The sequence below is a fragment of the Bordetella sp. H567 genome (genome assembly GCF_001704295.1).
Taxonomy (GTDB): Bacteria; Pseudomonadota; Gammaproteobacteria; order Burkholderiales; family Burkholderiaceae_B; genus Bordetella_C.
The window spans coordinates 4775599-4802094 of record NZ_CP012334.1 but is presented as its reverse complement, the minus strand read 5'-3'; the positions used below and the strand labels follow the sequence as shown (position 1 = coordinate 4802094).

General features: G+C 65.1%; 26 protein-coding genes. 11 read left to right on the top strand and 15 right to left on the bottom strand.

Annotation, left to right across the window (positions count from 1 at the left end; all coding sequences use genetic code 11):
- Nucleotides 1-15 precede the first annotated feature (15 nt).
- Genes AKI39_RS21530 through AKI39_RS21520 form a run of 3 tightly spaced genes read right to left on the bottom strand, consistent with a single transcriptional unit; the run spans nt 16 to nt 3852 of the window.
- Nucleotides 16-1557 (bottom strand): CoA-binding protein, encoded by a 1542-nt coding sequence (locus tag AKI39_RS21530; RefSeq protein WP_083228977.1) that lies wholly within the window; start codon nt 1555-1557, stop codon nt 16-18.
- Nucleotides 1554-2282 carry an acetate--CoA ligase family protein gene (locus AKI39_RS21525; RefSeq protein ID WP_066640807.1) on the bottom strand — a complete coding sequence of 243 codons (729 nt, stop codon included), beginning with the start codon at nt 2280-2282 and terminating at the stop codon, nt 1554-1556. Before AKI39_RS21525 ends, AKI39_RS21530 begins: the two co-directional genes overlap by 4 nt.
- A 34-nt stretch (nt 2283-2316) precedes the next feature.
- Nucleotides 2317-3852, bottom strand: coding sequence for an acyl-CoA carboxylase subunit beta (locus tag AKI39_RS21520; RefSeq protein ID WP_066640804.1), 1536 nt, complete (start codon nt 3850-3852; stop codon nt 2317-2319).
- A 167-nt stretch (nt 3853-4019) separates the two neighbouring features.
- Here AKI39_RS21520 and AKI39_RS21515 point away from each other — a divergent pair, with 167 nt between their 5' ends.
- A complete protein-coding gene (locus AKI39_RS21515; protein ID WP_066640802.1) occupies nt 4020-4952 on the top strand; it encodes a TrmB family transcriptional regulator in 933 nt (310 codons plus the stop codon).
- Between the two features lie 44 nt (nt 4953-4996).
- On the opposite strand, the gene AKI39_RS21510 is transcribed toward AKI39_RS21515, so the two are convergent.
- Entirely contained in the window at nt 4997-5989 is a 993-nt protein-coding gene (locus tag AKI39_RS21510; RefSeq protein ID WP_338012408.1) for an HAD family hydrolase, read from the bottom strand.
- Here AKI39_RS21510 and AKI39_RS21505 point away from each other — a divergent pair.
- The 6 genes from AKI39_RS21505 (at nt 5940) to AKI39_RS21480 (ending at nt 11440) form a co-directional block, all read left to right on the top strand.
- A complete protein-coding gene (locus tag AKI39_RS21505) occupies nt 5940-6920 on the top strand; it encodes a tripartite tricarboxylate transporter substrate binding protein (RefSeq protein ID WP_066640798.1) in 981 nt (326 codons plus the stop codon). The two genes, AKI39_RS21510 and AKI39_RS21505, sit on opposite strands and share 50 nt — an antisense overlap.
- A gap of 83 nt (nt 6921-7003) precedes the next feature.
- Complete coding sequence (locus AKI39_RS21500) at nt 7004-7480, top strand: tripartite tricarboxylate transporter TctB family protein (RefSeq protein ID WP_066640796.1); 477 nt, start codon at nt 7004-7006, stop codon at nt 7478-7480.
- 4 nt (nt 7481-7484) lie between these two features.
- Nucleotides 7485-8993 carry a tripartite tricarboxylate transporter permease gene (locus AKI39_RS21495; protein WP_066640794.1) on the top strand — a complete coding sequence of 503 codons (1509 nt, stop codon included), beginning with the start codon at nt 7485-7487 and terminating at the stop codon, nt 8991-8993.
- Nucleotides 8990-10045: an Ldh family oxidoreductase gene (locus AKI39_RS21490; protein ID WP_066640792.1), complete on the top strand. Its 1056-nt coding sequence runs from the start codon at nt 8990-8992 to the stop codon at nt 10043-10045. The genes AKI39_RS21495 and AKI39_RS21490 overlap by 4 nt, the downstream gene beginning before the upstream one ends.
- Nucleotides 10046-10080: 35 nt before the next feature.
- Complete coding sequence (locus tag AKI39_RS21485; protein ID WP_066640790.1) at nt 10081-10833, top strand: SDR family NAD(P)-dependent oxidoreductase; 753 nt, start codon at nt 10081-10083, stop codon at nt 10831-10833.
- 106 nt (nt 10834-10939) lie between these two features.
- Nucleotides 10940-11440 carry a hypothetical protein gene (locus AKI39_RS21480; RefSeq protein WP_066640787.1) on the top strand — a complete coding sequence of 167 codons (501 nt, stop codon included), beginning with the start codon at nt 10940-10942 and terminating at the stop codon, nt 11438-11440.
- A 45-nt stretch (nt 11441-11485) separates the two neighbouring features.
- Here the strand turns inward: AKI39_RS21480 and AKI39_RS21475 are convergent, their stop codons facing one another.
- The 5 genes from AKI39_RS21475 to AKI39_RS21455 form a co-directional block, all read right to left on the bottom strand.
- Nucleotides 11486-12061 (bottom strand): restriction endonuclease, encoded by a 576-nt coding sequence (locus tag AKI39_RS21475; RefSeq protein ID WP_066640786.1) that lies wholly within the window; start codon nt 12059-12061, stop codon nt 11486-11488.
- Nucleotides 12058-12291, bottom strand: a complete 234-nt coding sequence (locus AKI39_RS21470) for an RNA-binding S4 domain-containing protein (protein WP_066640784.1) — start codon at nt 12289-12291, stop codon at nt 12058-12060. The genes AKI39_RS21475 and AKI39_RS21470 overlap by 4 nt, the downstream gene beginning before the upstream one ends.
- Before the next feature lie 123 nt (nt 12292-12414).
- Nucleotides 12415-12984 (bottom strand): 4-hydroxylaminobenzoate lyase, encoded by a 570-nt coding sequence (locus tag AKI39_RS21465; protein WP_083228976.1) that lies wholly within the window; start codon nt 12982-12984, stop codon nt 12415-12417.
- 522 nt (nt 12985-13506) lie between these two features.
- Nucleotides 13507-14664, bottom strand: a complete 1158-nt coding sequence (locus tag AKI39_RS21460) for a YsnF/AvaK domain-containing protein (RefSeq protein ID WP_235610695.1) — start codon at nt 14662-14664, stop codon at nt 13507-13509.
- On the bottom strand, nt 14651-15286 hold the full coding sequence (locus AKI39_RS21455) for a YsnF/AvaK domain-containing protein (protein ID WP_083228975.1): 636 nt from the start codon (nt 15284-15286) through the stop codon (nt 14651-14653). The genes AKI39_RS21460 and AKI39_RS21455 overlap by 14 nt, the downstream gene beginning before the upstream one ends.
- A gap of 177 nt (nt 15287-15463) precedes the next feature.
- Between AKI39_RS21455 and AKI39_RS21450 the strand changes: the two genes are divergently transcribed.
- Nucleotides 15464-16516 (top strand): alpha/beta hydrolase, encoded by a 1053-nt coding sequence (locus AKI39_RS21450; RefSeq protein ID WP_083228974.1) that lies wholly within the window; start codon nt 15464-15466, stop codon nt 16514-16516.
- A 61-nt stretch (nt 16517-16577) separates the two neighbouring features.
- Here AKI39_RS21450 and AKI39_RS21445 read toward each other — a convergent pair whose 3' ends face one another.
- The 5 genes from AKI39_RS21445 to AKI39_RS21425 form a co-directional block, all read right to left on the bottom strand.
- Nucleotides 16578-18257, bottom strand: a complete 1680-nt coding sequence (locus tag AKI39_RS21445) for an ATP-binding protein (protein ID WP_066640773.1) — start codon at nt 18255-18257, stop codon at nt 16578-16580.
- Nucleotides 18244-19770 (bottom strand): ATPase domain-containing protein, encoded by a 1527-nt coding sequence (locus AKI39_RS21440; protein ID WP_066640769.1) that lies wholly within the window; start codon nt 19768-19770, stop codon nt 18244-18246. Before AKI39_RS21440 ends, AKI39_RS21445 begins: the two co-directional genes overlap by 14 nt.
- 95 nt (nt 19771-19865) lie before the next feature.
- Nucleotides 19866-20501 (bottom strand): zeta toxin family protein, encoded by a 636-nt coding sequence (locus AKI39_RS21435; protein ID WP_235610694.1) that lies wholly within the window; start codon nt 20499-20501, stop codon nt 19866-19868.
- Nucleotides 20501-20860: a hypothetical protein gene (locus AKI39_RS21430; protein WP_066640768.1), complete on the bottom strand. Its 360-nt coding sequence runs from the start codon at nt 20858-20860 to the stop codon at nt 20501-20503. Before AKI39_RS21430 ends, AKI39_RS21435 begins: the two co-directional genes overlap by 1 nt.
- Nucleotides 20861-20891: 31 nt before the next feature.
- Entirely contained in the window at nt 20892-22754 is a 1863-nt protein-coding gene (locus AKI39_RS21425) for a CocE/NonD family hydrolase (RefSeq protein ID WP_235610693.1), read from the bottom strand.
- A 97-nt stretch (nt 22755-22851) separates the two neighbouring features.
- Between AKI39_RS21425 and AKI39_RS21420 the strand changes: the two genes are divergently transcribed.
- Nucleotides 22852-23784, top strand: a complete 933-nt coding sequence (locus AKI39_RS21420) for a LysR substrate-binding domain-containing protein (protein ID WP_066640766.1) — start codon at nt 22852-22854, stop codon at nt 23782-23784.
- Here AKI39_RS21420 and AKI39_RS21415 read toward each other — a convergent pair.
- The gene (locus tag AKI39_RS21415; protein ID WP_066640764.1) at nt 23781-24791 is read right to left on the bottom strand and encodes a Bug family tripartite tricarboxylate transporter substrate binding protein; all 1011 of its coding nucleotides are present in this window, start codon (nt 24789-24791) and stop codon (nt 23781-23783) included. The genes AKI39_RS21420 and AKI39_RS21415 overlap by 4 nt on opposite strands.
- Before the next feature lie 193 nt (nt 24792-24984).
- On the opposite strand from AKI39_RS21415, the gene AKI39_RS21410 reads away from it, so the two are divergent.
- Both AKI39_RS21410 and AKI39_RS21405 read left to right on the top strand, forming a co-directional pair.
- Nucleotides 24985-25302: a hypothetical protein gene (locus AKI39_RS21410; protein ID WP_066640763.1), complete on the top strand. Its 318-nt coding sequence runs from the start codon at nt 24985-24987 to the stop codon at nt 25300-25302.
- A gap of 84 nt (nt 25303-25386) precedes the next feature.
- The gene (locus AKI39_RS21405; protein WP_066640762.1) at nt 25387-26490 is read left to right on the top strand and encodes a TRAP transporter substrate-binding protein; all 1104 of its coding nucleotides are present in this window, start codon (nt 25387-25389) and stop codon (nt 26488-26490) included.
- Nucleotides 26491-26496 lie beyond the last annotated feature (6 nt).

Here is a 26496-nt window from a genome sequence, read left to right as displayed (position 1 = left end):
CGTATACAGCGGTGTTTACACTGGCCGCTCGCTATTCAGGAAGGCCGCAGGCGGATGCGCCTGCCGAAACCTGCAATACGTCTGCAAGGCCGCCAACGCCCGCGCGACCGCCGGCAAGCCCAGAAAAACCGGTACGCCGGCCTGCATGGCCAGGTGCGCATAGGCCTTGCGCCGCGCCTCCAGGTCCGGTTGGCCCGGCGAACGCAGCACCAGGAATAGCCTGACGCCCGCGGGCAGGGCGGTTTTGAGATCGATCACGGCGTGTACCAGCTCGTTCATCAATTCACCTTGCCGGTACCCCAGGATGACGGGCAGGTTCAGGTGGACGACAACGGCTCCCGGCCGCTCTGCCTCGATCACCGTGTCCAGGATGCGGCGCGCCAGCGCGCCGTGGTCGCGCTCGAGAATGTTCGCGGGAACATCCAGCGGGTTTTCCAGGCCTGCTCCGGGCGGCACGCCGATCTGCTGTAACGCGGCGATCGTGCCGGCTTCCAGGTGCGGCACCTGCACGCCCGCGCGCCCCAACGCGTCGGCGGCCAGCACACTGGCGCCACCGCCATTGCCGAATAGCAGCACACGCCCATCGAAGGGGGCGGGGCGCTCGCCTTCATGTTCCAGCGCCACCAGCGCATCGATGAAGTCTTCCATCGTGTCGGCCAGGATCGAGCCCGTTTGCGCGGCCAATGCGCGCCACACTTGATCGTTGCTGGCCAGCGATCCTGTATGCGAGGCGGCCGCCCGCTGCCCTTGTTCCGTGCGCCCGCCCTTCAGCAGCACGACGGGCTTGCGCGCCTGGGCGCGCCGCAGCAGGTCGAAAAAACGGCGGCCGTCGCGGATCTCTTCGATATAGGCGCCGATCACGCGCGTGCCGGCATCATCCAGGTAGTGCTGGAGCAGGTCGCCGGGGTCCACATCCAGGCAGTTGCCCAGCGATACGACGCCGCTGAAGCGCAAGCCGCGGTACTCGCCGTTGCGCACGATGTCGATCGACAGGCCGCCGCTTTGCGATAGCACGCCGACCGTGCCGACGCCGCCCATCTGCCCATCGGTGAAGGTGACGCGCCCGGCCGGCGAGTAGATGCCCATGCAATTGGGGCCGAGCAGGCGCATGCCGCCCTGGCGTACCGCCGCCAGCAATGCGTCGCGCAAACCGCCACCGCGGCCGCCCTCGCCGAAGCCGCTGGACATGACCTGGGCATAGCGCACCCGGTGCGCCGCGGATGCCAGCAAAGGCGGCACGGCATCCGCCGGAATGGCAATGAAGGCATAGTCGATCGGTTCCGGCGTGTCGGCCAGCGAGGGATAGGCGGGCAGGCCCTCGAGCTCGCGTTCCGTGGGATGGATCGGATAGATCTTTCCCGCGTAGCCGGCCGCGCGCAGGCGCTGGATGAACTTGTTGCCTTGTCCGGCGTTCCTGGCCGACACGCCGGCCACCGCGATGGTGGCGGGGCGGAACAGCGCATCGAACCCGTCGGACGGGTCGCCATATTGCAGGCGATCCGCGGGCAGGCCGGCATGATCGTGGGACGGGAAGGAGGGATGAGGTCCGGAGATCACGATGCTTCCCCCTCCGTGCGGAGGATCAGGCGCGCATCGACGGCGACCGCGCCTTGCGCCGATACGATCAAGGGGTTGATGTCGAGTTCGGCAATGCTATCGGCGCATCGCGTCAACAGGCCGGCTTCCCCGCCGATGGCCAGCAGTACATCGGTAATCACCGCATCCGGCACGCGGGCGCCGCCGCGTGCCCCACGCAGCAGCGCGGCGCCCTGGAGTTCATCGAGCATGTCCTGGGCGTCCCATGCGGTGATCGGGCAGATGCGGAATACGATGTCGCGCAGGATTTCCACGAATACGCCGCCCAGTCCCAGCATGATGACCTGTCCGAACGAAGGATCGCGAAATCCGCCTATCACCAGCTCGTGCCCCGCGGGCGCCATTTCTTCCAGCAGGAATCCTTCCAGGCGGTATCCGGCATTCGCGCATCGCATCGCGATGTCGTCCATGCCGGCCAGGATGTCGCCGCGTTCCCGCAGGCCCAGCTTGACGCCACCCATATCGGATTTGTGCAGAACGTCGGGCGATACCAGCTTCAGCGCCAAGGGCGGGTGAAGCCGTTCGAGTGCGGGCCCGGCGTCGTCGCGGTGTTTCAGGACGGCCGATCGCGGTACGCGCAACCCGTACGCGGACAGTACCCGCTTCGCCCCCGGTTCATCCAGGGACGGCAGCCCGTCGCGGCGGGCCTGTTCGATGAGGCTCGCGGCCTCGGATGGCGATGGCATGGCGTGGCTCCGGGCCGATGGGCGGTCAACGCGGTCAATAGCTGGTCGGCCAGCAGGCCAGGCGATGCGCGCCTATGCCCTTGGAGGGCCTGCGCGTGTAGATGTCCAGCAGCCGCATCAGATAGGTGCGCGTGTCGCGCGGATCGATCACGTCCTTGGCTTCGTACAAGCCGGCCAGGGCCCAGGGCGCGTTGTCCTGGTTGATCTCGTCGACGCGGCGCTTGAATTCCTCCGGCGCGTCTTCGTGGCGCAGCCCGTATAGAACATTGACCGCCGTGCCGGGATCCATGAACCCGAAATCGGCGCATGGCCAGGCCACCGCCTCGTCGCTATTGCGGCCACCGCCCATGTTCAGGTAGGCCTGGCCGTAGTTCTTGCGCATGGTCACCACGAAACGCGGCACCGTGGTCAAGGACAGCGCATTCATCCAATTCATGATGCGGCCCGGCGCGCCGCGCTTCTCGCCGTCGATGCCGATCAGGAAGCCAGGCTGGTCCACCAGGAAGATGATGGGGATGTTGAACGAATCGCACAGCACCAGGAAACTGGTGGCCTTGGCGCAGGCGTCGACGTCGATGGCGCCGCCCTTGAACTTGGGATTGTTCGCCAGTACGCCCACGGTCTGGCCGGCAACGCGGCCCAGGCACGTAACCATCGACTTGCCGAAGCGCGGCTTCAGTTCGAACATGCTGTCGCGGTCCAGCAGGCGGCGTATGACGTCGCGGCTGTCGTACGTCTTGGTACGCGAGTGCGGCACGATATCGAGGATATCCGCCATGGCCTCGTCCGAGCCCGCGGGCACAGGCGCCACGGGCGGAGTCTCCCCGCTATGGCTGGGCAGGTAGCTTAGGAAGCGCTTCACGACCTCCAAGGCTTCTTCGTCGCTGTCCACCGCCACGTCCACGATGCCTGTCGTACCGGTGTGCAGCTTCCAGCCGCCCAGCTCCTCCGCATCCACCGTCTGCTTGATGGCCAGTTCGGTGACGCGGCTGCTGGCCACCGCCATGGTCGCGCCCTTGCGCATGACCACGAAGTCGGACAGGCAGGCATACCAGGTGGACGATCCATAACAACTGCCCAGCAAGGCGGACACCCAGGGCGTGCGGCGGTCGCGCAGGTATTCGCGGGGGTCCTGGCCCAGGATGGCGCGGCCTGCCGCACCCATACGGTCGGGCATGCGCGCGCCGGCGGATTCGCCCAGCATGACCAGCGGCATGCCCGAGTCGGCGGCTACCTGCCGCACGTGCTTGATCTTCTTGCCGTTGACCACGCTACTGGACGCGCCCATGACGGTGAAGTCGTTGGACACCACGGCCACGGGGCGACCACCGATGGCGCCGAAGCCGGCGATCTTGCCGTCGGCTGGCGTCTTCTCGCGTGCGTCGGGGCGAAACGAGGTGGCCAGCAGGCCCGACTCGAAAAAGCTGTCCGGATCAAGCAGGACGTCCAGGCGTTCCCGGGCGTTGAGCACGCCCTGCGCGCGCCGTTTGGCAAGGCGGTCCGCGCCGCCCATGGCATAGGCCTTGTCGCGTCGCTGCCGCAGTTCCTGGATGTCGGTTTCGTGGCTCATGGTGTTGTGTTGTCTCCTCGCCTGCTTGCCGATGATAGTAGCTACAGCTACTACTAACAGTCAAGGGAGAGACAACGTCCCCCTGACCTGGCAGTGCCCATGCTTCGGCATTACACTTTTCGGCCCGGGTTTACCCGGGGGCAATCAACGAAAAAAGGGCGGGTCACATGGCAAAGAGCGTAGCGGCGAAGTCTGTCGCGAAACCCAGGAACGGCGCTGGGCCGGTCCAGGAGCTGCAGCGTCTCGGCTTTTCCGAATACGAAGCCAGCGCGTATATCAGCCTTCTGCAAGCCAGTCCGGCCACCGCATATGAAATCAGCAAGCGCTGCGGTTTGCCGCGGGCCAACACCTACGGCGCGCTGGAGGGCTTGGCAAAGAAGCGCGCCGTGCAGCCGGTCAGCCAGAATCCCGCCCGCTATGTGCCCGTGGATCCTACCGTGCTGCTGGGAGAAATTTCGGGAGACATCAACGACACCTGTGGCCGCCTGAAGCAAAGCCTGGACAACCTGGTCTCGGCGGAAGACCCGAATGTCGTCTGGAGTATCGAGGGCCAGGAACGTATCCAGGAAAAAATCCATGAGCTGATCGACGGGGCCTCGGAGCAAATCTGGATCAAGGCTTCGACGGACATCCTGCGGCAGTACGCGCCCAGGATGAAGAAGGCCGCCAGGCGCGGCGTGAAGCTGATATTCGTGGTGTTCGGGGACGACGTGGAGTTTCTACGCTTCGGCGCGAATACGCAGATCTATCTGCACGAAGGCAATGGCTTCCGGGTGGGCGGTTCCGACAATCTGTTCACCTTGGCCATCGACTACCGTGTCGCCCTGACCGCCAACCTGGGCGAGACCCTGACGGGCGCCTACACCACCCATTCCGCCATCGTGCGCATGGCCGAAACCCTGATCCGGCATGACATCTACATGGCCGAGATGATGTCCGCGTTCGGCTCGCAGATCGAAGGGAAATTCGGCAAGGCCTTGGTCAATCTGCGCACCCAGCTGTTTTCACCGCAGCAGATGGCGCTGCTGCGGGCAAACATGCCGGGGGTGGATATCGATAAGGCCGGAAAAAAAACGACTCGTTCGCGAAAGCTGGGATAGGCGCAAACCTTGGAAGCGCGACGTCGGCAGCCACCCAGCCGGAATCAGTAATCCAAGCCGAGCAAGGCGGGAAGCCGCGCCATATCCGCGAATACCGCAATGGCGCCGCTGGCGAGCAAGGCGTCGGGCGGACTGTGCGACGGGCCGCCGGGGCTGTAGCCCAGGACGGTTGCGCCGGCGGCCACGCCCGCGGTCACGCCCGTTACGCTGTCCTCGATAACGATACATGCGGCGGGATCCGTCTCCAGCGCCGCGGCCGCCGCCAGGTATACGTCGGGACTCGGCTTCGAATGCGCCATCTCGTAGCCGCTGAAGGCCCGACCCCGGAAGTAGGGCATCAGGCCCGTCTTGTTCAGCTGTAATTCCAGCTTCTCGCGATCGGCGCCGGATGCGCAGGCGATGCGGCCATTCAAACGCTGGTGAAGGAGCTTCACCGTATCGATAACGTTTGGAATGGCCTGTACCTGGCTGCGCAGCGCATCGTTGCGGCGGCGCCAGAATTCCGCCAGCCACTCCATGCCGATGGCGCGTCCCGACGCCTGGCTGATCCACGGCAACTCGTCCTTCATCGTCTTTCCGACGAACCGGCGCAGCACGTCGTCGTGGGACATGGGCAGCCCCAGTTCCTGCAGCATGTCGCGCAAGACGCCCGCGGAAATGCGCTCGCTGTCCACCAGCACGCCATCGCAGTCGAATAACACCGCTTCGAATTTCAAAAGCCACCCAGGAGATAGAAAAAGAAAAGGAAGGCGCGCGAGCATGCCGCTTCGCCGTTTCCCGATCTTACCTGCTCCCGCCCTTGGCGCGGTCGCGGCCCGACTCCGCGGCCTTTGCGCGCGATGGCCGCCACGCCGATTGCGTCCATCCTTCATGATGCCGCGGATGGCGGGAAATCCCTGAGACGCCACGGCAACTTCCAATTGATCCGTGTTGCGCAACTGGCTTAGGATATCCCCCAGTAAAAACAGAAAAGAAAGGGAGGAGACAATGAAGAGACACCGTTTGCTTGGCGCGGCGCTGGCGCTGTGCACCAGCATGGTCCTGGGCACCGCCCATGCCGCCTGGCCGGAACGCCCCATTACCCTCATCGTCGCGTGGGGGGCGGGCGGCGGCACCGATGCCACGGCCCGCATCATCGCCTCGCTGCTGGAGAAGGAACTGGGCCAGCCGGTCAACGTGGTCAACCGCACGGGCGGCAACGGCGTGGTCGGGCACTCGGCGATCGCCAAGGCCAAGCCTGATGGCTACACGCTGGGCATGCTGACGGTCGAGATCGCGATGATGAAGCACCAGGGCCTGACCAACCTCACGCCGGCGGACTACACGCCCCTCGCGCTGATGAACGTCGACCCCGCAGCGGTGTCCGTCAGCGCGACCTCGCCCTACAAGACCATGGGCGAGTTGATGGATGCGATCAAGGCGCATCCCGGCAAACTCAAGGCTTCCGGTACGGGGCAGGGCGGCATCTGGCACATCGCCATGGCGGGTCTGCTCAAGACCGCGGGGCTGGACCCCAATGCCGTGCCCTTCGTGCCGTCCAACGGGGCTGCGCCCGCCATGCTGGAGCTGGCGGCCGGTGGGATCGACATCGTGCCCACCTCGCTGCCCGAGGCTCGCTCGATGATCGATGCCGGCAAGGCGCGGCCGCTGGCCGTGATGGCGGACCACCGCGAACCCTTGTACCCCGACGTTCCCACGCTGAAGGAGGCGGTCAATCTGGACTGGAAGATCGGCGTCTGGCGCGGCATCGCCGGCCCCAAGGGCTTGCCTGACGAGGTGGTCAAGCGGATGGAACAAGCCCTGGACCGCGTCAATCACGGACAGGAATTCCGCGACTTCATGAAGCAGCGCGGCTTTGGCGTCGGCTATGCAAGCGGCGCGGAATATGGCGCTTTCATGAAGAAATCCATGGACGATTTCGGCGAGGTCATCTCGGCCATCGGCATGTCGCGTCCCGCGCCCAACTGATCTGCTGCGCATCCGTCTCCGTCTCCGTCTCCGTGCCCGGGCCGGCCAGCCGGCCCGGCCCATGCTTCCGTCCGCGAGCCGCCATGAAATTCAACGATATCCACATCGGCGTGGTGCTGGGAGTCTTCGCGGCGATCGTGTTCGCAGCCGCGCGCACCTTCCCCGTCATCCCCGGCCAGCAGTTCGGTGCCAGCCTGTTTCCCACGCTCATCTCCGTGGGCCTGTTCATCTGTGCCGTCCTGCTCGTGATGCAAGGTCTGCGTGCGCGCGCGGCGGGCGCGCCCAAGGCCGCATGGCCGGCGTGGCTGCGCGAGCCGATATCGGTGCTGCGTTTCCTGATGGTCCCGGCCTCGCTGGTCTTCTATTTCGAAGTTGGCGATTGGCTGGGTTTCCTGCCCTGCGCTTTCCTGTTGCTTATCGTGCTGTTCCGCCTGTTCGGTGTGCGTTGGCGCACCGCGCTGATCGTCGCGCTGGCGACCGCGCTGATCATCCACTTCATGTTCTACAGCATCCTGCACGTGCCGCTGCCGTGGGGCCTGCTGGAACCGATCGCGTGGTGAGTCCATGGAACTGACGCATCTTTACGACGCCTTGGCACTGGTCGCCCAACCCTTCGTGCTGGGCGTTATCCTGGTGGCCGCCATCTTCGGCCTGTTCGTGGGCGCGGTGCCAGGGCTTAGCGCCACGATGGCGGTAGCCTTGCTGGTGCCCGTGACCTTCTTCATGGATCCCGTGCCGGCCATCGCCATGATGGTGACGTCGACCGCGATGGCGATCACTTCGGGCGACATCCCGGGTTGCCTGCTGCGTATCCCTGGCACGCCCTCGTCGGCGGCGTACACGGACGAGGCATACGCCATGACCCGCAAGGGGTTGGCCAACGAGGCACTGGGCGCCAGCATCGTGTTCTCGAGCATAGGCGGGCTGTTCGGCACCGTGGTGCTGATCACCTGCGCCCCCTTGCTGGCCGAACTCGCGCTGAACTTCTCGTCGTACGAGTTCTTCTGGCTGGTCGTGCTGGGTCTGTCCTGCGCCATCTTCATTTCGCCTTCGAGCACGCTGCGCGGCTTCGTCTCGCTGTTGATCGGCCTGTTCCTGGCCTGCGTGGGTATGGACAATCCGGCGGCGTTCCCGCGCTTTACGTTCGGCAATGAAGACTTGCTCAACGGCATCACGCTGCTGCCCATGATGGTGGGCATGTTCGCGCTGTCGGAGGTCCTGCGCTATGCCACCCATGCCGGGCAGAAGCGGATCGATATCAAGGAGAGGGTGGGCCATATCTTCACCGGCATGGGTGCGTTGATGCGCAAATATCCCAAGTCCATCGTGCGCGGCAGCGCGCTGGGCCTGGTTGTCGGCGCCTTGCCCGGCGCCGGCGCCGATATCGCGGCCTGGATGTCATACGGCATGAGCAAGCGCTTTTCGCGCGAACCCGAGAAGTTCGGCACCGGCCACGTGGAAGGCATCGTCGAGGCCGGGGCGGCCAACAATTCCGCCCTGGCAGGGGCATGGATTCCCGCCCTGGTGTTCGGCATTCCCGGCGATTCCATCACGGCCATCGTCATCGGGGTTCTGTACATGAAGAACATGGCGCCTGGGCCCATGATCTTCACCAACAGCCCGGTCGAAATGTATGCCGTCTTCGCGGTGTTCGTGCTGGCCAATATCATCATGCTGCCGCTGGGCTACCTGGCGGTGAAAATGGCCAAGAAAGTCCTGAATGTGCCGCGCAATGTCCTGATGCCGATCATCCTTCTCTTTTGCATCGTCGGCACCTTCGCCATCAACAACAGCGTGTTCGACGTCATGGTGATGCTCGGTGTAGGTGTGCTGGCATACATCATGGAAGAAAACGATTTTCCCATCGCGCCGGCCGTGCTGGGCGTGGTCCTGGGCGGCATGCTCGAAGAGAACTTCGTTTTTTCGATGATCAAGGCGGACGGCGACTTCATGATGTTCTTCAGCAGGCCCATCGCCTGCGGCCTGGGCATCCTGGCATTGCTGGTGTGGCTGTTGCCGCTGTTCAGGGGCGCCTATCGGATGGCGACGGGCCAGAGGAGGGTACGGGCATGACGGGACAGCAACGCTATTCGGCGCAAGCGCTAAGGGACTTCGCGACACGGGTCCTGGACAAGGCGGGCATGCAGGCGCAGCTGGCCGCCACGGTGGCTGACGTGCTCGTGGAGGGCGATCTGCTGGGCCACACGACGCACGGGCTGGCGCTGCTGGGGCCGTACGTCGCGGAAATCGAAAAAGGCCAGATGTCGTGCACAGGCGAGCCTGGGGTATTGTCGGACAAGGGGGCCGCCGTGCTGTGGGATGGCGGGCGGCTGCCCGGGCCATGGCTGGTCACGCGAGCCATCGAAGAATTGCTGCCGCGCGCGCGGCAGTTCGGCTCCGCGACGCTGGTAATACGGCGCAGCCACCACATCGCCTGCCTGGCCAGCTACCTGCTCAAGGCCGTGGAGCAGGACATGCTTATCGTATTGGCGTCGTCCGATCCCGCCGGCAGGAGCGTCGCGCCTTTCGGCGGCACGGAGGCCGTCTTCACGCCCAACCCGATCGCGGCCGGGATACCGGCCGCCTCGCCGCTATTGATCGACATCTCCGCGTCGGTGACCACCAACGGCATGTCCGCCCGAATGGCGCAGCAGGGCAGGCAGTTCGACGAGGAATGGCTGATCGATGCCCAGGGAAATCCCACACGGGACCCGTCCACGCTGTTCGCGTCGCCTCCAGGCACGATCCTGCCGGTCGGCGGTCTGTCGGCGGGGCACAAAGGGTACGGGCTGGCGCTGCTCGTCGAGGCGCTGACAGGCGGCCTGGCGGGCTATGGCCGTGCCGATGACGCAAGCGGGTGGGGCGCCACGGTCTATCTGAGCCTGTATGACACCGTGGGCTTCTGCGGCAAACAGGCGTTCAGGCGGCAAATGGACTGGCTGGCCGAACAGTGCCGCGGCAATCGGCCGCGCCCCGGGGTGGAGGCGGTGCGCCTGCCCGGCGACCGTGCGTTGGCGCTGCGCGCGCAGCAGTTGGAGCAGGGCGTGGCCCTGGAGGATGTGATCGTGCCGGCCTTGCAGCGTCTGGCGGACACCTGCGCCGTGCCTTTTCCCGCAAGCCGGTAAAACCATGGCGCGCCGCGCCGAAGGAGGAAATCGACATGAACCAACTGGACCTGGACGGCCGCGTGGCCGTCGTGACCGGCGCGGCGCGCGGTATCGGCTTCGCCATCGCGCAGCGCATCCTGGCCTCCGGGGGCACGGTCGCCATCTGGGACAGGGACGAAGCCCGCATGCAGCAGGCCGCGCAGGAATTGTCCGTGGGCGCCCGGGTAAGCACGCACGTCGTGAACCTGGCGGCCCTTGGCGAGGTCGAAGCGGCATTGCGCCAGACGCTGGAGCGCCACGGCAAGGTCGACATCCTGGTCAACAACGCCGGCATCACGGGCGGAAACGGCCTGGCCTGGGAATTGGAGCCGAGTGCCTGGCGGGAAGTCATGGACATCAACCTGTTCGGCCCTTACCACACCTGCCGCAGCGTGATCCCGCACATGGTCGCGCAAGGCTACGGGCGCATCGTCAATATCGCTTCCATCGCGGGCAAGGAAGGCAATCCGAATGCTTCGCACTACAGCGCGTCCAAGGCTGCGCTGATCGCGTTGACCAAGTCACTGGGCAAGGAACTGGCCGGCAAGGGGGTGCTGGTGAACGCGGTGACGCCCGCCGTGGCGCAAACCGAAATGGTCGGGTCCATGACGCAGCAACACGTCGACTACATGCTGTCCAGGATTCCGATGGGACGCTTCGTGCGCGTGGACGAGATCGCGGCCATGGTGTGCTGGTTGGCCTCGCCAGACTGCTCATTCAGCACCGGCGCGGTATTCGATATCTCGGGCGGTCGCGCGACGTATTGAACGCACCGGCGCCGTGGTTTCACCGCATGGCGCATCGGGAAGCGGGCGTCGCTCCGGTATGATGCGGGACGGTCCGCGGACCCATCAGTCGAATAGGAATACAGCAGTGAGTGACACCCCCACCCCGGATACCGATATACCCGAGGACCACAAGACGCAGGAGCCCAGGCTTTGGCGTGATGATGGCTGGACCGCGCGGATCATCAAGAACGAAGATGACGACGGCTGGGCGGTCGAGATGACCAAGGACGGCGAAGCAGAACCGGCGCTGGTCGGACCCTGGACCATGGGCCGTGACAAGAAGAACCCCAAGCCGCTGGACGCGCCGGCCTTCTTCACCTTGGTCAAGACCGCCAACGAAGTGCTGCGCAGGCACGAGCAGCAATTGCATGCGACGCTGCACAAGAGCGTGAAGATCGATGCCGCGGCTGGCCGCCTGACCATCAAGCTGGACATCGTGCCCGACGAGGACGATCCCTATGCCGTGCTAAGCGCGTACGACGAATCTGGCGACCAGCTGGCCCAAGTCCGCGTAGCGCCGACCTACAAGCTGAACGTACAACGCGCATCGGAGTGGGCCGCGGGCGGTTTCGGCTCACACGGCTGATAGGCGTCGCGGAGGTGTATCGCAGATGCGCATGGCTGATACGCGTCAGGTTTTCCAATCGCGCAGCAGCCTTGCCAAGTCGGGCGCGGTCATGAAGGAAATGTCATGCGCCGCGGCATACTCCCGCGCCGGCGCGGAAATTTCTCCCAAGGCGATGTAGATGGCTTCATGCGCGGCGCGGCGTTCGCGGGCCGCTTGTAGTCTCTGCACCGCATCGATACCCGTGCGGGCGGCTTTCCAGCGATCGGCGCTGACCAGGGCGATGTGGCCGTCCTTGGTCAAGGCGAAATTCGCACCGCCCCCATTCAAGCGCTCGACCTGGCAGCCGTCGCGTTCGAAGCCCGCCTGAACGGCATTCGAAAACGCGGGCCACGGCATGGCCGCGGCGGCCGCGGCGATGGCCTGCACGCGAGCCGGTGAGGGCGTGCGCAAGCCACGCATGCCGGCCAGCACGGCAATGACTACGAAGGGTATCGAGGCGAAGACGCCAATCGCCCAATATTCGCGGGGCAAGGCGGCGACCGCGCCGATGATCAGCACAGTCGCGATGCCGGCGCTCATCCACCAGGGCGAGCGCAGCAATACCCCGAAGATCGAATCCCTGGACGGTTTGAACTTCATGCCGCAGCGGCCTGGCGCACGACGATGCGCACCTGCGCGCACGTCACCGTTTGTCCCGCGCGGATCTTGGCCGTCTTGCGTGTTTCCAGCGCGCCATCCACGCTGACCATGCCATCGGCGACCATGGCCTTGCCCGCGCCACCGCTGTCGCAGACGCCGGCGGCCTTGAGCAGGTGGTTCACTTCGATATAGGACGTGCCGGGAGCGAGTTCGAATTCGATATGTTGCATTGGGGGTGCGGCGATGAGATTACCCGCGATCAAGATGCCGGCCGGTATGGCGGATCCGCGCCGCGGGATACGCCATCATAAGGCCGCGCCGGCGCGGATGAATCATCGCTTCCCCCTGATTGTTCAGAAGGACTGCGATTCCTTCTCCGGATAATGAATGCGGCCGGCGGGCAGGAAGAACAGGGCGATGACAGCGCCTCCCTTGGCCTCGGGATAGTGGCGGCTGCCCGGCGCGGGCGCCGTCCAGCCCGCATGGCACCACCCGTTGGGGCCCGCGAGCGCCGCGCTGTCGTCCACCGGGATCACCATGTTGAACTCGCCATAGGGGTGCCCGTGGTAGTCGCCGCGATAGCTGCCGTCGGGGCGGTTCTGCGGATTGCCGGTGCTGTCCATGTAGACACTGGTGATGCTGAACCAGAAAGTCTCTTCGCACGGCGGGATGAGCCTGGCGCGCCGGTAGCGCGGTCCGTCGATCTCCACGTCGGCTGCCCAGCCTTCCTGCAGGACACCGCGCTTTACCAGCTCGGCCACGTCGTCGTAGAACGCGCTGCCGGGGCCGTATTTTTCATTGAGCCAGCGCTCGACGTCGGTGTCGGGCGTCATGGACTTTACCTCTGCCAGGAAGGGGCGGCAAAGCGCCAGGAGCTGCTGCTTGCGCTCCTGGGCGGGCGCTTCGGTGATGATGGCTGACATGACCTTTTCCTATGCCTGAATACGGTGGGGATTGCTGGCGTGTCGGCGGCGCCAAGGTCATCTCGTATCGGTCTAGCCTGATACCGCCGCGCCCGCGCAACACGCGGTGTTGCAACCTGGAGGCCAGTATAGGAAGGGGCGGGCGCGAGATCATCGGCCCTCGCCGCAATTCTGAATTACGACAAGGAAAGAATGCATGAGAGCCTGCGCTTCCATGCGTGGGCCGCGTGCAGCGCGTGTGCGAGGCGGGCCAGCGGCGCGCACGACGTCGCACGCGATGGAGTATGGATGAGCATGCGCGGCGTTGTGACGCCGCCGCGCGCAACCGCTCGGCGCCGCGCAATTTACATGGGAAGGGCAGGATTGACCTTCCGCGCAGCGGAGGGCGCGGCATGCGGGCACGCCGATCATCAGGCCCATCGGCAGGCGCCGGAGCCGCAAGATCGTATGCGCAAAAAAAGGCCGGCGCGTGAGCCCGAATGGTCGACGCGCCGGCCGGCTATCGCGCCGGAAAGATATGCTTCAGAGGTCGCGCGGTTCTCTCGACGTGCCGTCGGGCAAGGTCGTACTCGTGCCGCTGGACCCGGTGCCCGACGTACCCGACGCGCCGGTAGTGCCCGAGGTGGCTGACGTACCGGGAGTGCGCGGAGTGTCGGATGTACCGGATGTACCCGTTGTACCCGATGTACCCGTTGTACCCGATGTGCCCGATGTACCCGTTGTACCTGAAGTCCCCGCGCTGCCTGCAATCCCGGGAGCGCCCGTCGAGAAGGCCGGATCCGTGGGCGAAGCGGGCGCGGTCATGCCCGCACCGGGTCTTCCCTCGGCACGTTCGACCTCCACCTCGGTACCGCGCAGATTTTCGCGCACCGTTTCCGTCCGTTCGGAAGCTTCCTTGCCGACGATCACTTCCTCGACCACGCGCGAGGACTTGCCGACCACGGCCTCTTCCGCGGTCTCGCGCACCTCTACCGTACCGCCGCGCAGGTCCGCCTCGGTCGCTTCCCTATCGACGGGTCGGCGCTCTATGGTCGCGCGCTCCTCGCGCAGATTCACCGACTCGCTGACCGGCGTGTTCGTTTGCCGCGAATACACCCGCACGCGTCCGGTATCGACCTCGCGCTTTCCAACCACCATCTCTTCCCGCACCACCGGAATCGCCTGGCGTTCGGCCTCGATTTCCTCCGCCGTATAGGCCTCCGCCTGGGCGTCGAAGCCGGTATAGCCGGAGGATTTCCATGCCGCGACCTTGGCGTCGATATCCTCCGCGCCGCCGTCTTCCATCATCGACTGCACGGTGGCCACTTCCGCTTCGTCCTGAACATCGACGGCAAGCAGCGCGCCGCCACGGCGTACCGCTTCGCTGTAGTGGCCGATCTCCTCCCGGCGATCGTCGTCGCCAAACAGGCTGCTGAAGAAGTGCTGGATGCTTTCGACGAAGCCCCGGTGCGGTTCATCGGCGCCGGTGTCGGCGGCATAGGTGGCGTCGCCTTCCTGGGCATGGACGTGGATCTGTGATCGGGAAATGCCCGCATCGGCAAGACGGTCCGCGACGTCGTTCGCCCGCTCGAACGACTCGAATACTCCAACAATGGTTTGTGCCATATTGCTTCCCCTTGAGTAAATGACAGAAATGAACTCCCGCCGCGAGAAGATTCCCGCGGCGTCATTCGGGCTCATCCGGCGGCTGCTGCCGCCATGGGCCCGATCCCTCCCGTCGCTCGACGACGACTTCCTCGCGCCGAGTGACCACCTCTTCCGTACGCGTCGTCCGCACCACTTCCTTCGTTACCCGGATTTCCTCCACGAGGAACAGCCGCCGTTCCGCAACGACGCGATATTCGAAGACCGGGATAACGGTCGTCTCGCCCTCCTGGCGGACGGGAAACTCGCTGTCGACCTGGAGATCCATCGGCACGCGTACGACGCTGGCCTTGCCGGTAAGCGCCGTCAGCGGTACCTGATGTACGTCCTCATGCACGACCTTGCGCACCCGTACGGCGCCCGTCTCGGCCTCGCGCAAGGAAACCTCCAGATCCTCGCGGATGGCTGCGACCTTGACTTCACCGGTCGCGGGCAGCGGCGCCGCGTCGCGCCGGTCCGGTTCATCTGTTGAAGCCATGCTGTTCCCCCCCGACACCACGCACTCGAAGACGCCCTTGGTCGTTGCGCCGATAGCGCTGCTGCGCGACGGGGCCGCACCGATATCCGTCAGCCCCACCGCGCGACGATGACTGTCATGCGCACCGGACGTGCCCGCGATACCGGAAATTCGCCGCGCATCCCGGAAGGAACATCCCATTTATCAAAACGAATCTGCCGGGAAAGAAAGGCGCCGGGGCGGCCGGATGGCTAGACTTGTGCACCATCGCGGAAGGCCGGGACGCGTCCGCGTGCCTGGCATAGGGAAATACCCGGACAGGACGAGGCCGCCGCGCCGCGGCGGCCGCGCTGAAATCGGAGCGAATGGGAGGCGGGAATGAGCCAGAACGTTGCAGCGTCGCACGCGTCGAAGTCCCCGACATGGGTGTCTAGCGCGGTGAAGGTCGTGGGGGTTGTGGCCATCGTTGTCGTCGCGGTCGGCGCGCTATTCCGCGTCACGCCCTGGCCGGGCGCCATGATCATCCGCGCCGTATTCGAGAAGGACAGCGCGAAAGTGAAGAAGGCGCTGGAGGCTCACACACCCGGGATTCCGATCGCCGTGGCCGCGAACGAACGGTACAAGAGCGGGGACGGCGATGCGCTGTTGGATGCGTACTACCCGCAATCGGCGCAGGGGCCGCTGCCGGTGGTCATCTGGACGCACGGCGGCGCGTGGATCTCGGGGCACAAGGACGATGCCGCGCCGTATTTCAAGCTGATCGCCGCGGAGGGCTATACGGTGATATCGCTGGGGTATTCCCTGGCGCCGGGGAAGAAGTACGCCACGCCACTCCATCAGCTGAACGAGGCCTACGCCTATATCCAGCAGAACGCCGACCGCCTGCACGCCGATACGTCCAAAATTTTCCTGGCCGGCGATTCCGCCGGTTCGCAGATTTCCAGCCAGATGGCGACGCTGATCACCAGTCCGAGCTACGCCTCGGAAGTCGGCATCACGCCCAACCTGAAGCCCGTGCAGTTGAAGGGGTTCGTCCTGTGGTGCGGCATCTACCAGATGGACAAGCTGGCGAACCCCGATCCCACCCTGCCGAAAATCGTGGGGTGGGGCGACGACATTACGGTTTGGGCCTATTCCGGGACCCGGGATTTTGCCGATCCCGTCATCAAGCAGATGTCTCCGTACTATCACGTGACGAAGGACTTCCCGCCGGCCTTCATCAGCGGCGGCAACGTCGATCCGCTGACGGACGTGCAGTCCAAGGTGCTCGCGCAAAAGCTGCAATCGCTGGGCGCAGCCGTGGACACGCTCTTCTTCGAGCCCGAGCACCAGCCGCAACTGCCGCATGAGTATCAGTCCAACCTGGACAATGAGGACGGCAAGGCGGCCCTGGCCCGTATGCTGCAGTTCCTGAAGGCACACGCGGGGTAAGGTCGCGGCGGATCGATGGCGCGGCGCTGCCCGGTTCACCACCGGGCGCGTGGCGCGCGGCCTATACGGAAGCCTGCCCGCCCAATGCCGTGCGCAGGATGGAGCCCAGGTCTTCCACGCGATAGGGCTTGGGCAGCACCGGAATGCCGTCGTTTTCGGCGGCCTGCGCTTCCTGCCCCATATAGCCCGTGGTGAGCACGATGGGCAGCCCCAGACGCCGGGCGCGGATCGCATGCGCCAGTTCGACGCCGCTCATGCCGCCGGGCATCATGATGTCGGAGAACACCACGTCGATGCGCCGGCCGTCGGCCAGGGCGCCCAGCGCGGCCGCGGGGCTGGCCACCCGGGTGGCCTCGAAGCCCAGTTGCGCGATCATCTCGCCCACCAGCGCGGCCACTTCGTCGTCGTCCTCCACCAGCAGCACATGGGCGGAGGCGCCGGCCTCGGCGACGGGGATGCCGTCGGCTCGCGCTGCGACCGGCACGGGCTTCCGGCAGCGGGGCAGCAGCAGGCGCACGGTCGTGCCCTTGCCCAGCTCGCTGAAGATGTGCACGCTTCCGCCCGACTGTCGGGCAAAACCATAGGCCTGTGCCAGGCCCAGGCCCGAGCCCTTGCCCACGTCCTTGGTCGTGAAGAAGGGCTCGAAGACACGCGCCTTCACCTCGTCGCTCATCCCTGTTCCGGAGTCGATGACCGAAAGGCTGACGAAATCACCCTGCAGGCCCCCTTCGGTCGCGTTGGGAACGTTCTCGGCGCGGATCTCGATAGTGCCGCCGGCCGGCATCGCGTCGCGCGCATTGACGGCCAGGTTCAGCAGCACCAATTCCAGTTCACCCGGATCCACTTCGACCACCCACAAGCTCTTGGGCAAGGTCAGGCGCACCTTGATGTCGCCCCGCAGGCTGCGATCCAGCATTTCCCGCATGCCGTTGATCTGGCGCACCAGGTCCACCGGTTCGGCCTGCAGCGGTTGGCGCCGCGAGAAGGCCAGTAGCTGGCGGGTCAGCCCCGCGCCGCGCTCCACGGCCTGCTGCATGCCGCGCACCAGCCGTGCACGGCGGTCTGGTTCGACTTGCCGGTCCAGCATCTGCAGGCCGCCGGAAATCACCATGAGCAGGTTGTTGAAGTCGTGCGCCACGCCGCCGGTCAGCTGGCCCAGCGCTTCCATTTTTTGCGCGTGCCGAAGCGATTCCTCCACGAGGGCACGTTCCTTCATCTGGGTACGCAGCTCCGCATTGGCCGCTTCCAATTCCCTGGTCCGGCTGCGCACGGTGTCTTCCAGGGCGGCGGCGGACAGTTCCCGCGCGCGCAGCAGGGCACGCATCTCGTATTGCCGCATGCGCGAGCGCACCGCGGCATGCACGGTACTGGTCAGCGTAATGCTTTGGACAGGCCGCTCCAGCAGCGACACATTGCCCAGCGCCGCAACCATTTTCTGCCGCCACGCCGCCACCACGGGCTGCTGCACCTGGCTGGTCAGGACCACGAAGGGGACATCCGACCATGCCGCTTGCCTGGCAACCCAAGCCGCCATGGCGATGAGGTGCTTGCCGAACAATGCCTCCTCGGTCACGCATAGCGTGGCCACGCCCTCGTCGGCGCGGGCCAGGACATCGTCCATGCTGGTGCAGACTTCGACGGCCAGGCCGGACCGGCGCAGTAGCGCGGCCGAGGCCGGCCCGTCACGGCCGATCGGGGCATAGATGAGGACGCGGGCTTCGCGCCCGTCAACCGGCTCCATTGTCGTCGCCCGGCATGGGGGGAAGGCTGTCGCCGATGTACTGCGGCGTGCCGGAGAAGATCCCGCTGAATCCCGTCAGGGGCAGTCCGACCTGGACCCCCCGCGAGGAAAGGCGGAATTCGCGTATGGCGTGTTCATGCCGGCCGCTGCGCTTTTTCACGACGGACAGCGCGCGGCGCACAGCGCCGGCATGCTCGAAATAGCGCAGCATCAGCACGGCGTCGCTCAGGTAGCTGATATCCAGCGGCGTGTCTATCGGCCCCACCAGCCCATGCTGGGCAAGGACCAGGATCGTGTTCACGCCCTGCTGGCCCAGATACGTCAGCAGTTCGTGCATCTGCAGGATCAGGAATCGCTCGTCCGGCATTGCGTTCAGATAGCCGTTCAGGCTATCGATCACCACGATGCGCGCGCCGTGCACGTCAACGCTATCGCGCACGATCGCGGCGAATTCCCCTGGCGAAAGCTCGGCCGGATCGACCTGCTGGATGGTCAGCAGCCCGCTGTCGAGCGCGCGCCGGATCGGCATGCCCAGGCTGTCGGCGCGGGCCTGCAACGTGCCGCGTCCTTCATCGAAGGCGAAGACGACCGCGCGCTCGTTGCGGGTGGTCGCGGCGATCGCATACGTCAGCGCGATCGATGATTTTCCGACGCCGGCCGAACCGATCAGCAAGGCATTGGTGCCGCGTTCCAGTCCGCCGCCCAGCAGCTCGTCCAGCTGGGGGTTGCCGCTGGACGTCAGTTCGCGTGGGAACGTCTTGTGATGTTCCGCCGCGACCAGCCGGGGATAGATGGCCAGGCCGCCTTTCTTGATGGTGAAATCGTGATAGCCGCCGCGGAAATCGATACCTCGCATCTTGACCACGCGCAGGCGGCGGCGCTGCGCGCCATAGTCGATGGCCAACTGCTCGAGCGACACCACGCCGTGCGAGATCGAGTGCAGCTGAAGGTCCACCGAATCCGAGGATAGGTCATCGAGCAGGACGACGGTGCATTGGCGGCTGGCGAAAAAGTGCTTCAGCGCCAGCACTTGCCTGCGGTAGCGCAAGGGCGTTTGCGCCAGCATCCGCAGTTCCGACAGGCTGTCGAGCACCACGCGGGAAGGGTTGAGGGCTTGCACCTTGTCCAGGATCAGCTTGGTGGTTTCGTTCAGCTCCACTTCCGCCGGGTGCAGTACCGTCAGCTCGCGTTCAGGGTCCAGCGTGGCTTCCGGTGGGACCAGTTCGAAGATATCGATGCCGTCCAGCGACCAGCCATGGCGTTCCGCCACGAGAGCGACTTCCTGGCGGGTTTCGGACAGCGCAATGTAGAGCACGCGTTCGCCCTGGCGTGCACCTTCCAGCAGGAACTGCATGGCGATGGTCGTCTTGCCGGTGCCGGGGTTACCTTCGTACAGGTACATGCGGTACCGGTCCAGCCCGCCGGCCAGGATGTCGTCCAGCCCATCGCTGCCCGTGGAAATCCGGCTTATGTTCTTGTCCTGCGGTGTGCCACTATCGGCTGTGTTACCCATAGCGTTCCTTTTCGCTTTGCCGAGTCGCTTCAAGCGTACCCTAAAAAACGCGATGCCTGTATCGCGTCCGCGCGGGGCCCCGCATGGGGCCCGTGTCAGGTGCGATCTTCGAACGCCGCTTCGACCAGCGGCTTGGCCCAGTCCGGCGTCGCGCGGGCCTCGTGCACGGTGGCCGGAAAAGCCACATCGCCGTCGTCCAGCGCGAGGACGAGGACGGGGTCCGGTATCGCCGCGCCGATGGCGGCATCGCGGCTGTTGTCGTAGACGCGCAGTTGCGCCAGGCTAGGCATCAAGGCGAGCAGGTTAAGCAGCGATGTGCGGCAGCGCTGGCGGATGCGGTCTTCGGGAATATCATGCCCGCCCTGAGCGACACGCAGGCGCACGCGGGCGATATGCTGCTCTGCATCGCGCAGGCCACAGAACCAGACCAGGATGTCGTGCGTGGTCGACGCCGAAATCAGCTTCCTGACGATGGTCTGGCCGCCCAGGGTGGTTTCGAAAGCAAAGGATTTGCCGGCCAGGATGGCGCAGTCCAGGCGCCGCACGCCTTCGTTCCAGGCCGCGATGTTGGCGTCGGCCTGCGTGTAGCCGTAGTGCCGTACCAGTTCGCGGGCGAAGCTGTCCGGGTTGAACCATGTGGCCCCGGCCTGGGCAAGAAGATGGCCGCCGATCGAACTCTTGCCGGCGCCGTTGACGCCGGCCAATACATAGATGACCGGCCGGGACATCATCAATACGTCGAGCCGGCCTTCACCTTGCCGCCAAGCCGCGCCGGCGACCGCATCGCCGCGCGCAGGCGATCGCTGGCGCCGTCATCGTCCAGCACGGCCAAACGTTCATCGAAGCGCCGGCGCAACTCCGCCAGCGGATCCGGCGTGGCTTGATTGGCCGCCTGCGCGGCCTGGACCAGCCGGGTGTATTCCGCCGTGGAAAGGATCACCGCCTCGGGCTGGTTGTGATTGGTAATCAACAGCTTGCCCTCGGCGGCCAGGGCCCGCATCATGCCGCGCCAGCCGTCCTTCTTGACGGAGGAGGCCGCGGCGACGGGCAACCGCTCCAAGGCATCGGCAAGTCGGGCAGGCAGGCTCATGGCGGCGATCCTGGAATGGGTTTAGGGAATTTTACCCAATATTCCCAATTTGATGCAGGGGCAGCGCGATGCGCGAGCCGATCTGCCCGCCGGTGCCGATTTTCAGCAGGGGCGGACGGCCATGGGGCACTTGTCCGCAGTGGTCCTTGTCGGCGCCCGCGATGGAAACGCGGATCCGGCTGCCGGCCGCGAAGCGCCAGGCGGTAGGCAGCAAGGCAAGGCGCACCGGTTCGAACACGCCCGGTGGCATCGGCGCGGCATGCTCCTTCGAGAAGGTCCGGAACGGCCAGGTCGTCCTGTAGTGGTCGGGGCAGGGCGTGACGCGGCGATGAAGCAGGCGCAGCAATCCTTCGGTGACGTAGCGCTGCGCGCCATCCGCTTCTATTTCGGTGAGATAGACGAACAGCGCGCCATCCGGTTCGCTGCTGCTGACCCACAGGTCCGCGATCGCGTGCCCGGCGAAATCGAGCGGTGCCTGCAAGGACGCCGAAGTGAAACTGCACATGGCGTCCGTCCTGCCTTGCCAATCGGGGTAGTAGTCGGTGCTGTTGATCGCCGCGATGCGCTCGTAGCGTGTCCCCGAACCCGTGCCGATGGAGAAGTCCACTTGATACGCCTTGTGCGACGGTTCGCGCTGGCTGCCGTCGGCCAGCCGGGCGTCGTCGCGCAAGAACAGTTCGGTATCCTGCCGCGCGTCGTAAGGCGGCCATTGGTCCGCGCCGCGCCATTCTTCCGCGTGCATGGCGTAGTAGTGGATGGGCGCTTCGTTTTCCAGCCCGGTGGCGTATCCCAGCAGGTAGTGGTCGAAGAACCGTAATACCTCCGCCAGCCAGGTCGGCTCGGCCATGGTGGTTTTTCGCCAGGGCGAGACGTCTATGCGGGCACCATGGTCCCAGGGGCCCAGCATCAGGTGCCTGGGGTTGTCGCGCAGGGTCAGGAAGCGGGAGATGGCTCCATTCATGTAGCCGGCGCCGTCCATCCATCCAGATACGGAAAGCACCGCGACGTCGGCCGGTATTTGCGCGGCAAGGCTGTAGGGGCTGAACGTCGCGGAACTGAACGACGCGTCATACGGCAGCGGATCCTCGCGGAAGCGGAACTCAGGCATGAACTCCGTCTGCCGGAAATTGCCCAGGTGTTCATGGATGGCCTGGCGAAGCAATTCGCCATCCGGGTCTTCGTCCACGGGCCGCGGCCCTTCGAAATCGGGATTCGCGTAGTAGACGAAGCGATGAAGCATGTCTCGCCGGTCATGGTCCAGCGCCACCATGAGGTCGTCATAGCTTTGCGTCAAAGCCTTCAGGAGTATGCCGCCCGGATAGTAGTTGTCGGTGTATGTGTCCCATACGGAGAACAAGGGTGCGATTGCCCTGACCGCCGGATGGCCGGTGCTGGCCAGGAAATCGGATGCCGCGCCCAGGTAGGAAATGCCGGTGGCGCCGACCACGCCGCTGGCCCACGGCTGGTCCACGATCCAGTCCACGACTTCCCGGCTGTCATCCCGTTCGCGCGGCGAACGGAAGCTGTCGCGGGTTCCGAAGCTGGCGCCCGTGCCCCGGACGTCGATCACCACGACCGCATAGCCGCGCGGAACGAAATAATCGCGGAACTTGGCGATGTTCGGCGCGTTCTCTCCGCTGCCGCCGGGTCGGATCTTGAAGCGGCGGTAGTAGGGGGTGAACAGCACGATGGCCGGAAAACGTTCCGCGCCCGCGCTGCCGGCTTCGTTCGATGCGCGCAGGGGAACATAGACGTCGATGGCCAGCCGGCACCCGTCGCGCATCGGGAGATAGCGGGATTGCGGCTCCGGGATGGTGTATTCGACGGGCCTGCGGGCGGCATAGTCGTCCGGCTTGACGCGCCAGGCGCTTTCTTGCGGATTTTCGTGGATCAAGATGGTGCTTCCTCGTGTCTGGCAGGGATAGTCCGAGTCCTCAACCGCGAGAACATGCGGTCGAATAGCATTCCCGGAAGGGGGATAGGAATCGCTTATGGATTTGCGTCAGCTGAAGTACTTCACTCGTATCGTTGAACTGGAAAGCATCACGGCGGCGGCGGAGACCCTGCATATCGCCCAGCCGTCGCTCAGCCAGCATGTGGCAAACCTGGAGACGGAGCTGGAGACCACGCTGCTGCTGCGGGGCCCGGGGGGTGTACGCGCCACGGAATCCGGAAAGTTGTTGTACCGGCATGCCAAGATGGTTCTGCGCCAGGTCGATGAAGCCAAGTCCGCCTTGCGGCACGGCCGCGATACGCCGGCGGGCCACGTCACCATCGGCTTCCCCACCAGTACCTCGCGCGTACTTGCGTTGCCGGTGGTGGAGGCCGTCGCGGAACGCTATCCGGACGTCCTGCTGGAGATCGTCGAGGGCAGCAGCGCGGATCTGGCGGTATCGGTTTCCCTTCATCGCATGGACATCGCCGTCGCGATGGACGTGCAGCCGCAGCCAGCGCGGATGACGACGACACCGCTGCTGGTCGAGGACCTGTACCTGGTCGGCCAGCGGCTGAAATCACGCACCGTGACGCTGCAGGATATGTCGCGATTGCCAATGATTCTCCCCAGTTTTCCGAATTCGATACGGGTGCTGGCCGCGCGCGCGTTCGCCGATGCGATGCTTCCCGTCAACCTGGTGACGGAGACCAGCGCGGTATCCGTTCTGCTTTCCCTTGTCGGCGCCGGCAAGGGCTGGACCATATTGCCGGCCTCGGCGCTGGCCGGATTGGATCTTCGGCGATCGGGGCTTGCGGCCATACCGATCTCGGCACCGGGGTTCACGCGCCGGGTGTCGCTCTGCATGTCGCTATCCAGCGAGAAAAGCGTCGTATGCAGTCATGTCCATCGCGTCGTGATCGAGGTTGCGCGGGACCTGGTCCAAAGAAAGGTCTGGAACGGCGTCACGTGGCGGAATGCGCCGGTTTAATCCACCTGGACGCCGGAGCGTTCGATGAATGACCCCCATACCTGCGCGTCGGAGCTGGCGCGGGCGCGCATCTGTTCGGCGGAGCCGCGCAGCGGAACGAAGTAGAGATCCTTCAGCTTCTTGTTGATCGCGGGATCGTCGACCGCGGACTGGAATGCCTTGTTCAGTTTCGTCACGACGGCGGCATCCAGCCCGGCGGGGCCGACCACCGCGAACCACCCGGGCATGGTCGGCGCGTCGACGCCCGCTTCCTTCAAAGTGGGAACGTCTGGCAAGTCGGGCGCGCGATGCTCGGCCAATACGGCCAGCGGGGTGATGTTGTTGCCCAGGATTTGCGGCAGGGCCGATCCCAGCACGCTCGTCATCAGGTCGACCTGCCCGCCGATGACGGCATTCAATGCCGGTCCGGATCCCTTGTACGGCACGTGCTTCAACTTGATGCCCGTCGCGGAGGCCATCATTTCCGTGGCCAGGTGGGTGGAATTCCCCGCACCCGCGCTGGCATAGGTCACCGAGTCCGGTGCGGCCTTGGCCTTGGTGATCAGTTGCGCGAGCGACTTGTACGGGCTGCTTTTCCCCGCGACCAGGACGAAGGGCGTATCGACCACCGGCGCCACGTACGTGAAGTCCTTGTCGGCGTCGTAGGAAAGATTCTTGTATAGCTTGGGATTAAAGCTCATCAGCGACACGCCCGCCAGCAGCAGCGTGTATCCATCGGCCGGCGACTTGGCCACCGCGGACGCCGCGACGATGCCATTGGCCCCAGGCTTGTTCTCGACGACGACTGGCGCACCCAGCAGGCTTCCCACCTTGTCGCTCAAAAGCCGGGCCACGACATCGCCGCCCGATCCGGCGGATTGCGGCACGACCAGGCGTATGGGGTGTTCCGGATAGGCCGCCTGGGCCGATGCGGGAAAGGCGAAGGCGCACGAGGCGAATGCGCACAAGGCGCCAGAGACAACGGAGGGAAGCAGGCGCGGCAATCGCGCCTTGATGGAATCGGGCATGTTTTCCCCTGGGATCGGCCTGCTCACGGCGGCCTGGTTATGAAACGCGATCTGGTCGCCGGATCATCCTAGAGGGTAGGCGCGAGCGGTTCAAATACTGCTTTCCTATAGAGGCATAGGTTTTTCTTCTGGCCGCCCCCCGAAGGCCGGCTCTCGAACATCTCCGCCCCCAATGTCTATCTGACGACCGGCGATGTGGACCACGTATCCGCGCTTGCATCGCGCTATTACGGGCGAGATGTGGTGTTTCGGTCTTTTCCGAACGGAGCTATGCGACATCACCCACCAGAACGCCGAACTGGTCGAGCAGGTGGCCACGGCCGCCGTCTCGTTGGAAGGACCGACCCGCGGCACCTATGAAACGGTGCGGGTGTTCCGCCTGGAAGGCGCGGCGGAGCAACAGCCGGAGGCGCACCGCGATGGTGCGTCTGTAACCAGGATTAAGGGTTATCCGCAAGCGCAGCCTGGCGCACTCCCCCTTAAGATGGCGACCAAAATGGCAGGAAACTGAAAGCTTTCTGTCTTTGTGTTTCGCGCTTGCCTCACTCGGGCACGCCGCGTACCCGATTATTCCTACACCCGGGAGACATCCGCCATGCAACGCCGTTCCTTCCTGAAAAAGGCCACCCTGGGCGCCGCCGCCGGTGGCGCCACCTTGGCCGCGCCCGTGCTGGCCCAGGAATCCCCCACCATCAATTGGCGCCTGGCCTCCAGCTTTCCGCGCAGCGCGGATGCCATCTACAGCGGCGGAGAGAACCTGGCGAAATATGTGGGCGAGGCCACGGGCGGCAAGTTCAGCATCCGCGCCTTTCCCGCGGGCGAGATCGTGCCTGCCTTGCAGGTGCTGGACGGCGTGCAGAACGGCACGGTGGAATGCGGCCATAGCGCGTCCTATTACTACTTCGGCAAGGACCCGGCGCTGAGCTTCGACGCGGCGGTGCCGTTCGGCCTGAATACCCGGCAGATGAACGCCTGGATGCGCCACGGCGACGGCATGAAGCTGCTGCGCGAACTCTTCAAGACCTATAACGTCGTGAACTTCCCCTGCGGCTATACCGGCACGCAGATGGGCGGCTGGTTCCGCAACGAGATCAAGTCCGTCGATGACCTGAAGGGCCTGAAGTTCCGCATGAGCGCGTTCGCCGGCGCGGTCCTGTCGCGCCTGGGCGTGGTGCCGCAGCAGATCGCCGGCGGCGACATCTATCCCGCGCTGGAGAAAGGCACCATCGACGGCGCTGAGTGGATCGGCCCTTACGATGACGAGAAGCTGGGCTTCAACAAGGTGGCCAAATACTATTATTTCCCCGGCTGGTGGGAAGGCACGCTGCAGGTCTCGCTGTACGTGAACCAGGACGCCTACAACAAACTGCCCAAGCACTACCAGGCCGTGCTGGAGCAGGCCTCCGCTGCCGCGACCAACGACATGATCGCCAAGTACGACGCGGAAAACCCGGCCGCGCTGCGCCGGCTGATCGCCAACGGTGCGCAGCTGCGGGCTTTCCCCAAGCCCGTGATGGATGCCTGCTATGCCGAATCGATCAAGGTCTACGAGGAAATGAGCGCCAAGAGCCCCATGTTCAAGAAGATCTACGACAGCATGGTGGCATTCCGCGACAACGAAATCCCGTGGTTCCGCGTGGCGGACGGCAGCTTCGACGGCTATATGGGCACGATCGGACGCAACGGCAGCGGCAAGTAAGCGGGC

What these genes read in the sequence shown, in the direction of transcription:
- AKI39_RS21525 (WP_066640807.1), bottom strand. Translation starts at nt 2,282, where the DNA reads ATGCCATCGCCATCCGAGGCCGCGAGCCTCATCGAACAGGCCCGCCGC.
- AKI39_RS21520 (WP_066640804.1), bottom strand. Translation starts at nt 3,852, where the DNA reads ATGAGCCACGAAACCGACATCCAGGAACTGCGGCAGCGACGCGACAAG.
- AKI39_RS21515 (WP_066640802.1), top strand. Translation starts at nt 4,020, where the DNA reads ATGGCAAAGAGCGTAGCGGCGAAGTCTGTCGCGAAACCCAGGAACGGC.
- AKI39_RS21505 (WP_066640798.1), top strand. Translation starts at nt 5,940, where the DNA reads ATGAAGAGACACCGTTTGCTTGGCGCGGCGCTGGCGCTGTGCACCAGC.
- AKI39_RS21510 (WP_338012408.1), bottom strand. Translation starts at nt 5,989, where the DNA reads ATGCTGGTGCACAGCGCCAGCGCCGCGCCAAGCAAACGGTGTCTCTTC.
- AKI39_RS21500 (WP_066640796.1), top strand. Translation starts at nt 7,004, where the DNA reads ATGAAATTCAACGATATCCACATCGGCGTGGTGCTGGGAGTCTTCGCG.
- AKI39_RS21495 (WP_066640794.1), top strand. Translation starts at nt 7,485, where the DNA reads ATGGAACTGACGCATCTTTACGACGCCTTGGCACTGGTCGCCCAACCC.
- AKI39_RS21490 (WP_066640792.1), top strand. Translation starts at nt 8,990, where the DNA reads ATGACGGGACAGCAACGCTATTCGGCGCAAGCGCTAAGGGACTTCGCG.
- AKI39_RS21485 (WP_066640790.1), top strand. Translation starts at nt 10,081, where the DNA reads ATGAACCAACTGGACCTGGACGGCCGCGTGGCCGTCGTGACCGGCGCG.
- AKI39_RS21475 (WP_066640786.1), bottom strand. Translation starts at nt 12,061, where the DNA reads ATGAAGTTCAAACCGTCCAGGGATTCGATCTTCGGGGTATTGCTGCGC.
- AKI39_RS21470 (WP_066640784.1), bottom strand. Translation starts at nt 12,291, where the DNA reads ATGCAACATATCGAATTCGAACTCGCTCCCGGCACGTCCTATATCGAA.
- AKI39_RS21465 (WP_083228976.1), bottom strand. Translation starts at nt 12,984, where the DNA reads ATGTCAGCCATCATCACCGAAGCGCCCGCCCAGGAGCGCAAGCAGCAG.
- AKI39_RS21460 (WP_235610695.1), bottom strand. Translation starts at nt 14,664, where the DNA reads ATGAGCCCGAATGACGCCGCGGGAATCTTCTCGCGGCGGGAGTTCATT.
- AKI39_RS21455 (WP_083228975.1), bottom strand. Translation starts at nt 15,286, where the DNA reads ATGGGATGTTCCTTCCGGGATGCGCGGCGAATTTCCGGTATCGCGGGC.
- AKI39_RS21450 (WP_083228974.1), top strand. Translation starts at nt 15,464, where the DNA reads ATGAGCCAGAACGTTGCAGCGTCGCACGCGTCGAAGTCCCCGACATGG.
- AKI39_RS21445 (WP_066640773.1), bottom strand. Translation starts at nt 18,257, where the DNA reads ATGGAGCCGGTTGACGGGCGCGAAGCCCGCGTCCTCATCTATGCCCCG.
- AKI39_RS21440 (WP_066640769.1), bottom strand. Translation starts at nt 19,770, where the DNA reads ATGGGTAACACAGCCGATAGTGGCACACCGCAGGACAAGAACATAAGC.
- AKI39_RS21435 (WP_235610694.1), bottom strand. Translation starts at nt 20,501, where the DNA reads ATGATGTCCCGGCCGGTCATCTATGTATTGGCCGGCGTCAACGGCGCC.
- AKI39_RS21430 (WP_066640768.1), bottom strand. Translation starts at nt 20,860, where the DNA reads ATGAGCCTGCCTGCCCGACTTGCCGATGCCTTGGAGCGGTTGCCCGTC.
- AKI39_RS21420 (WP_066640766.1), top strand. Translation starts at nt 22,852, where the DNA reads ATGGATTTGCGTCAGCTGAAGTACTTCACTCGTATCGTTGAACTGGAA.
- AKI39_RS21415 (WP_066640764.1), bottom strand. Translation starts at nt 24,791, where the DNA reads ATGCCCGATTCCATCAAGGCGCGATTGCCGCGCCTGCTTCCCTCCGTT.
- AKI39_RS21410 (WP_066640763.1), top strand. Translation starts at nt 24,985, where the DNA reads ATGTGGACCACGTATCCGCGCTTGCATCGCGCTATTACGGGCGAGATG.
- AKI39_RS21405 (WP_066640762.1), top strand. Translation starts at nt 25,387, where the DNA reads ATGCAACGCCGTTCCTTCCTGAAAAAGGCCACCCTGGGCGCCGCCGCC.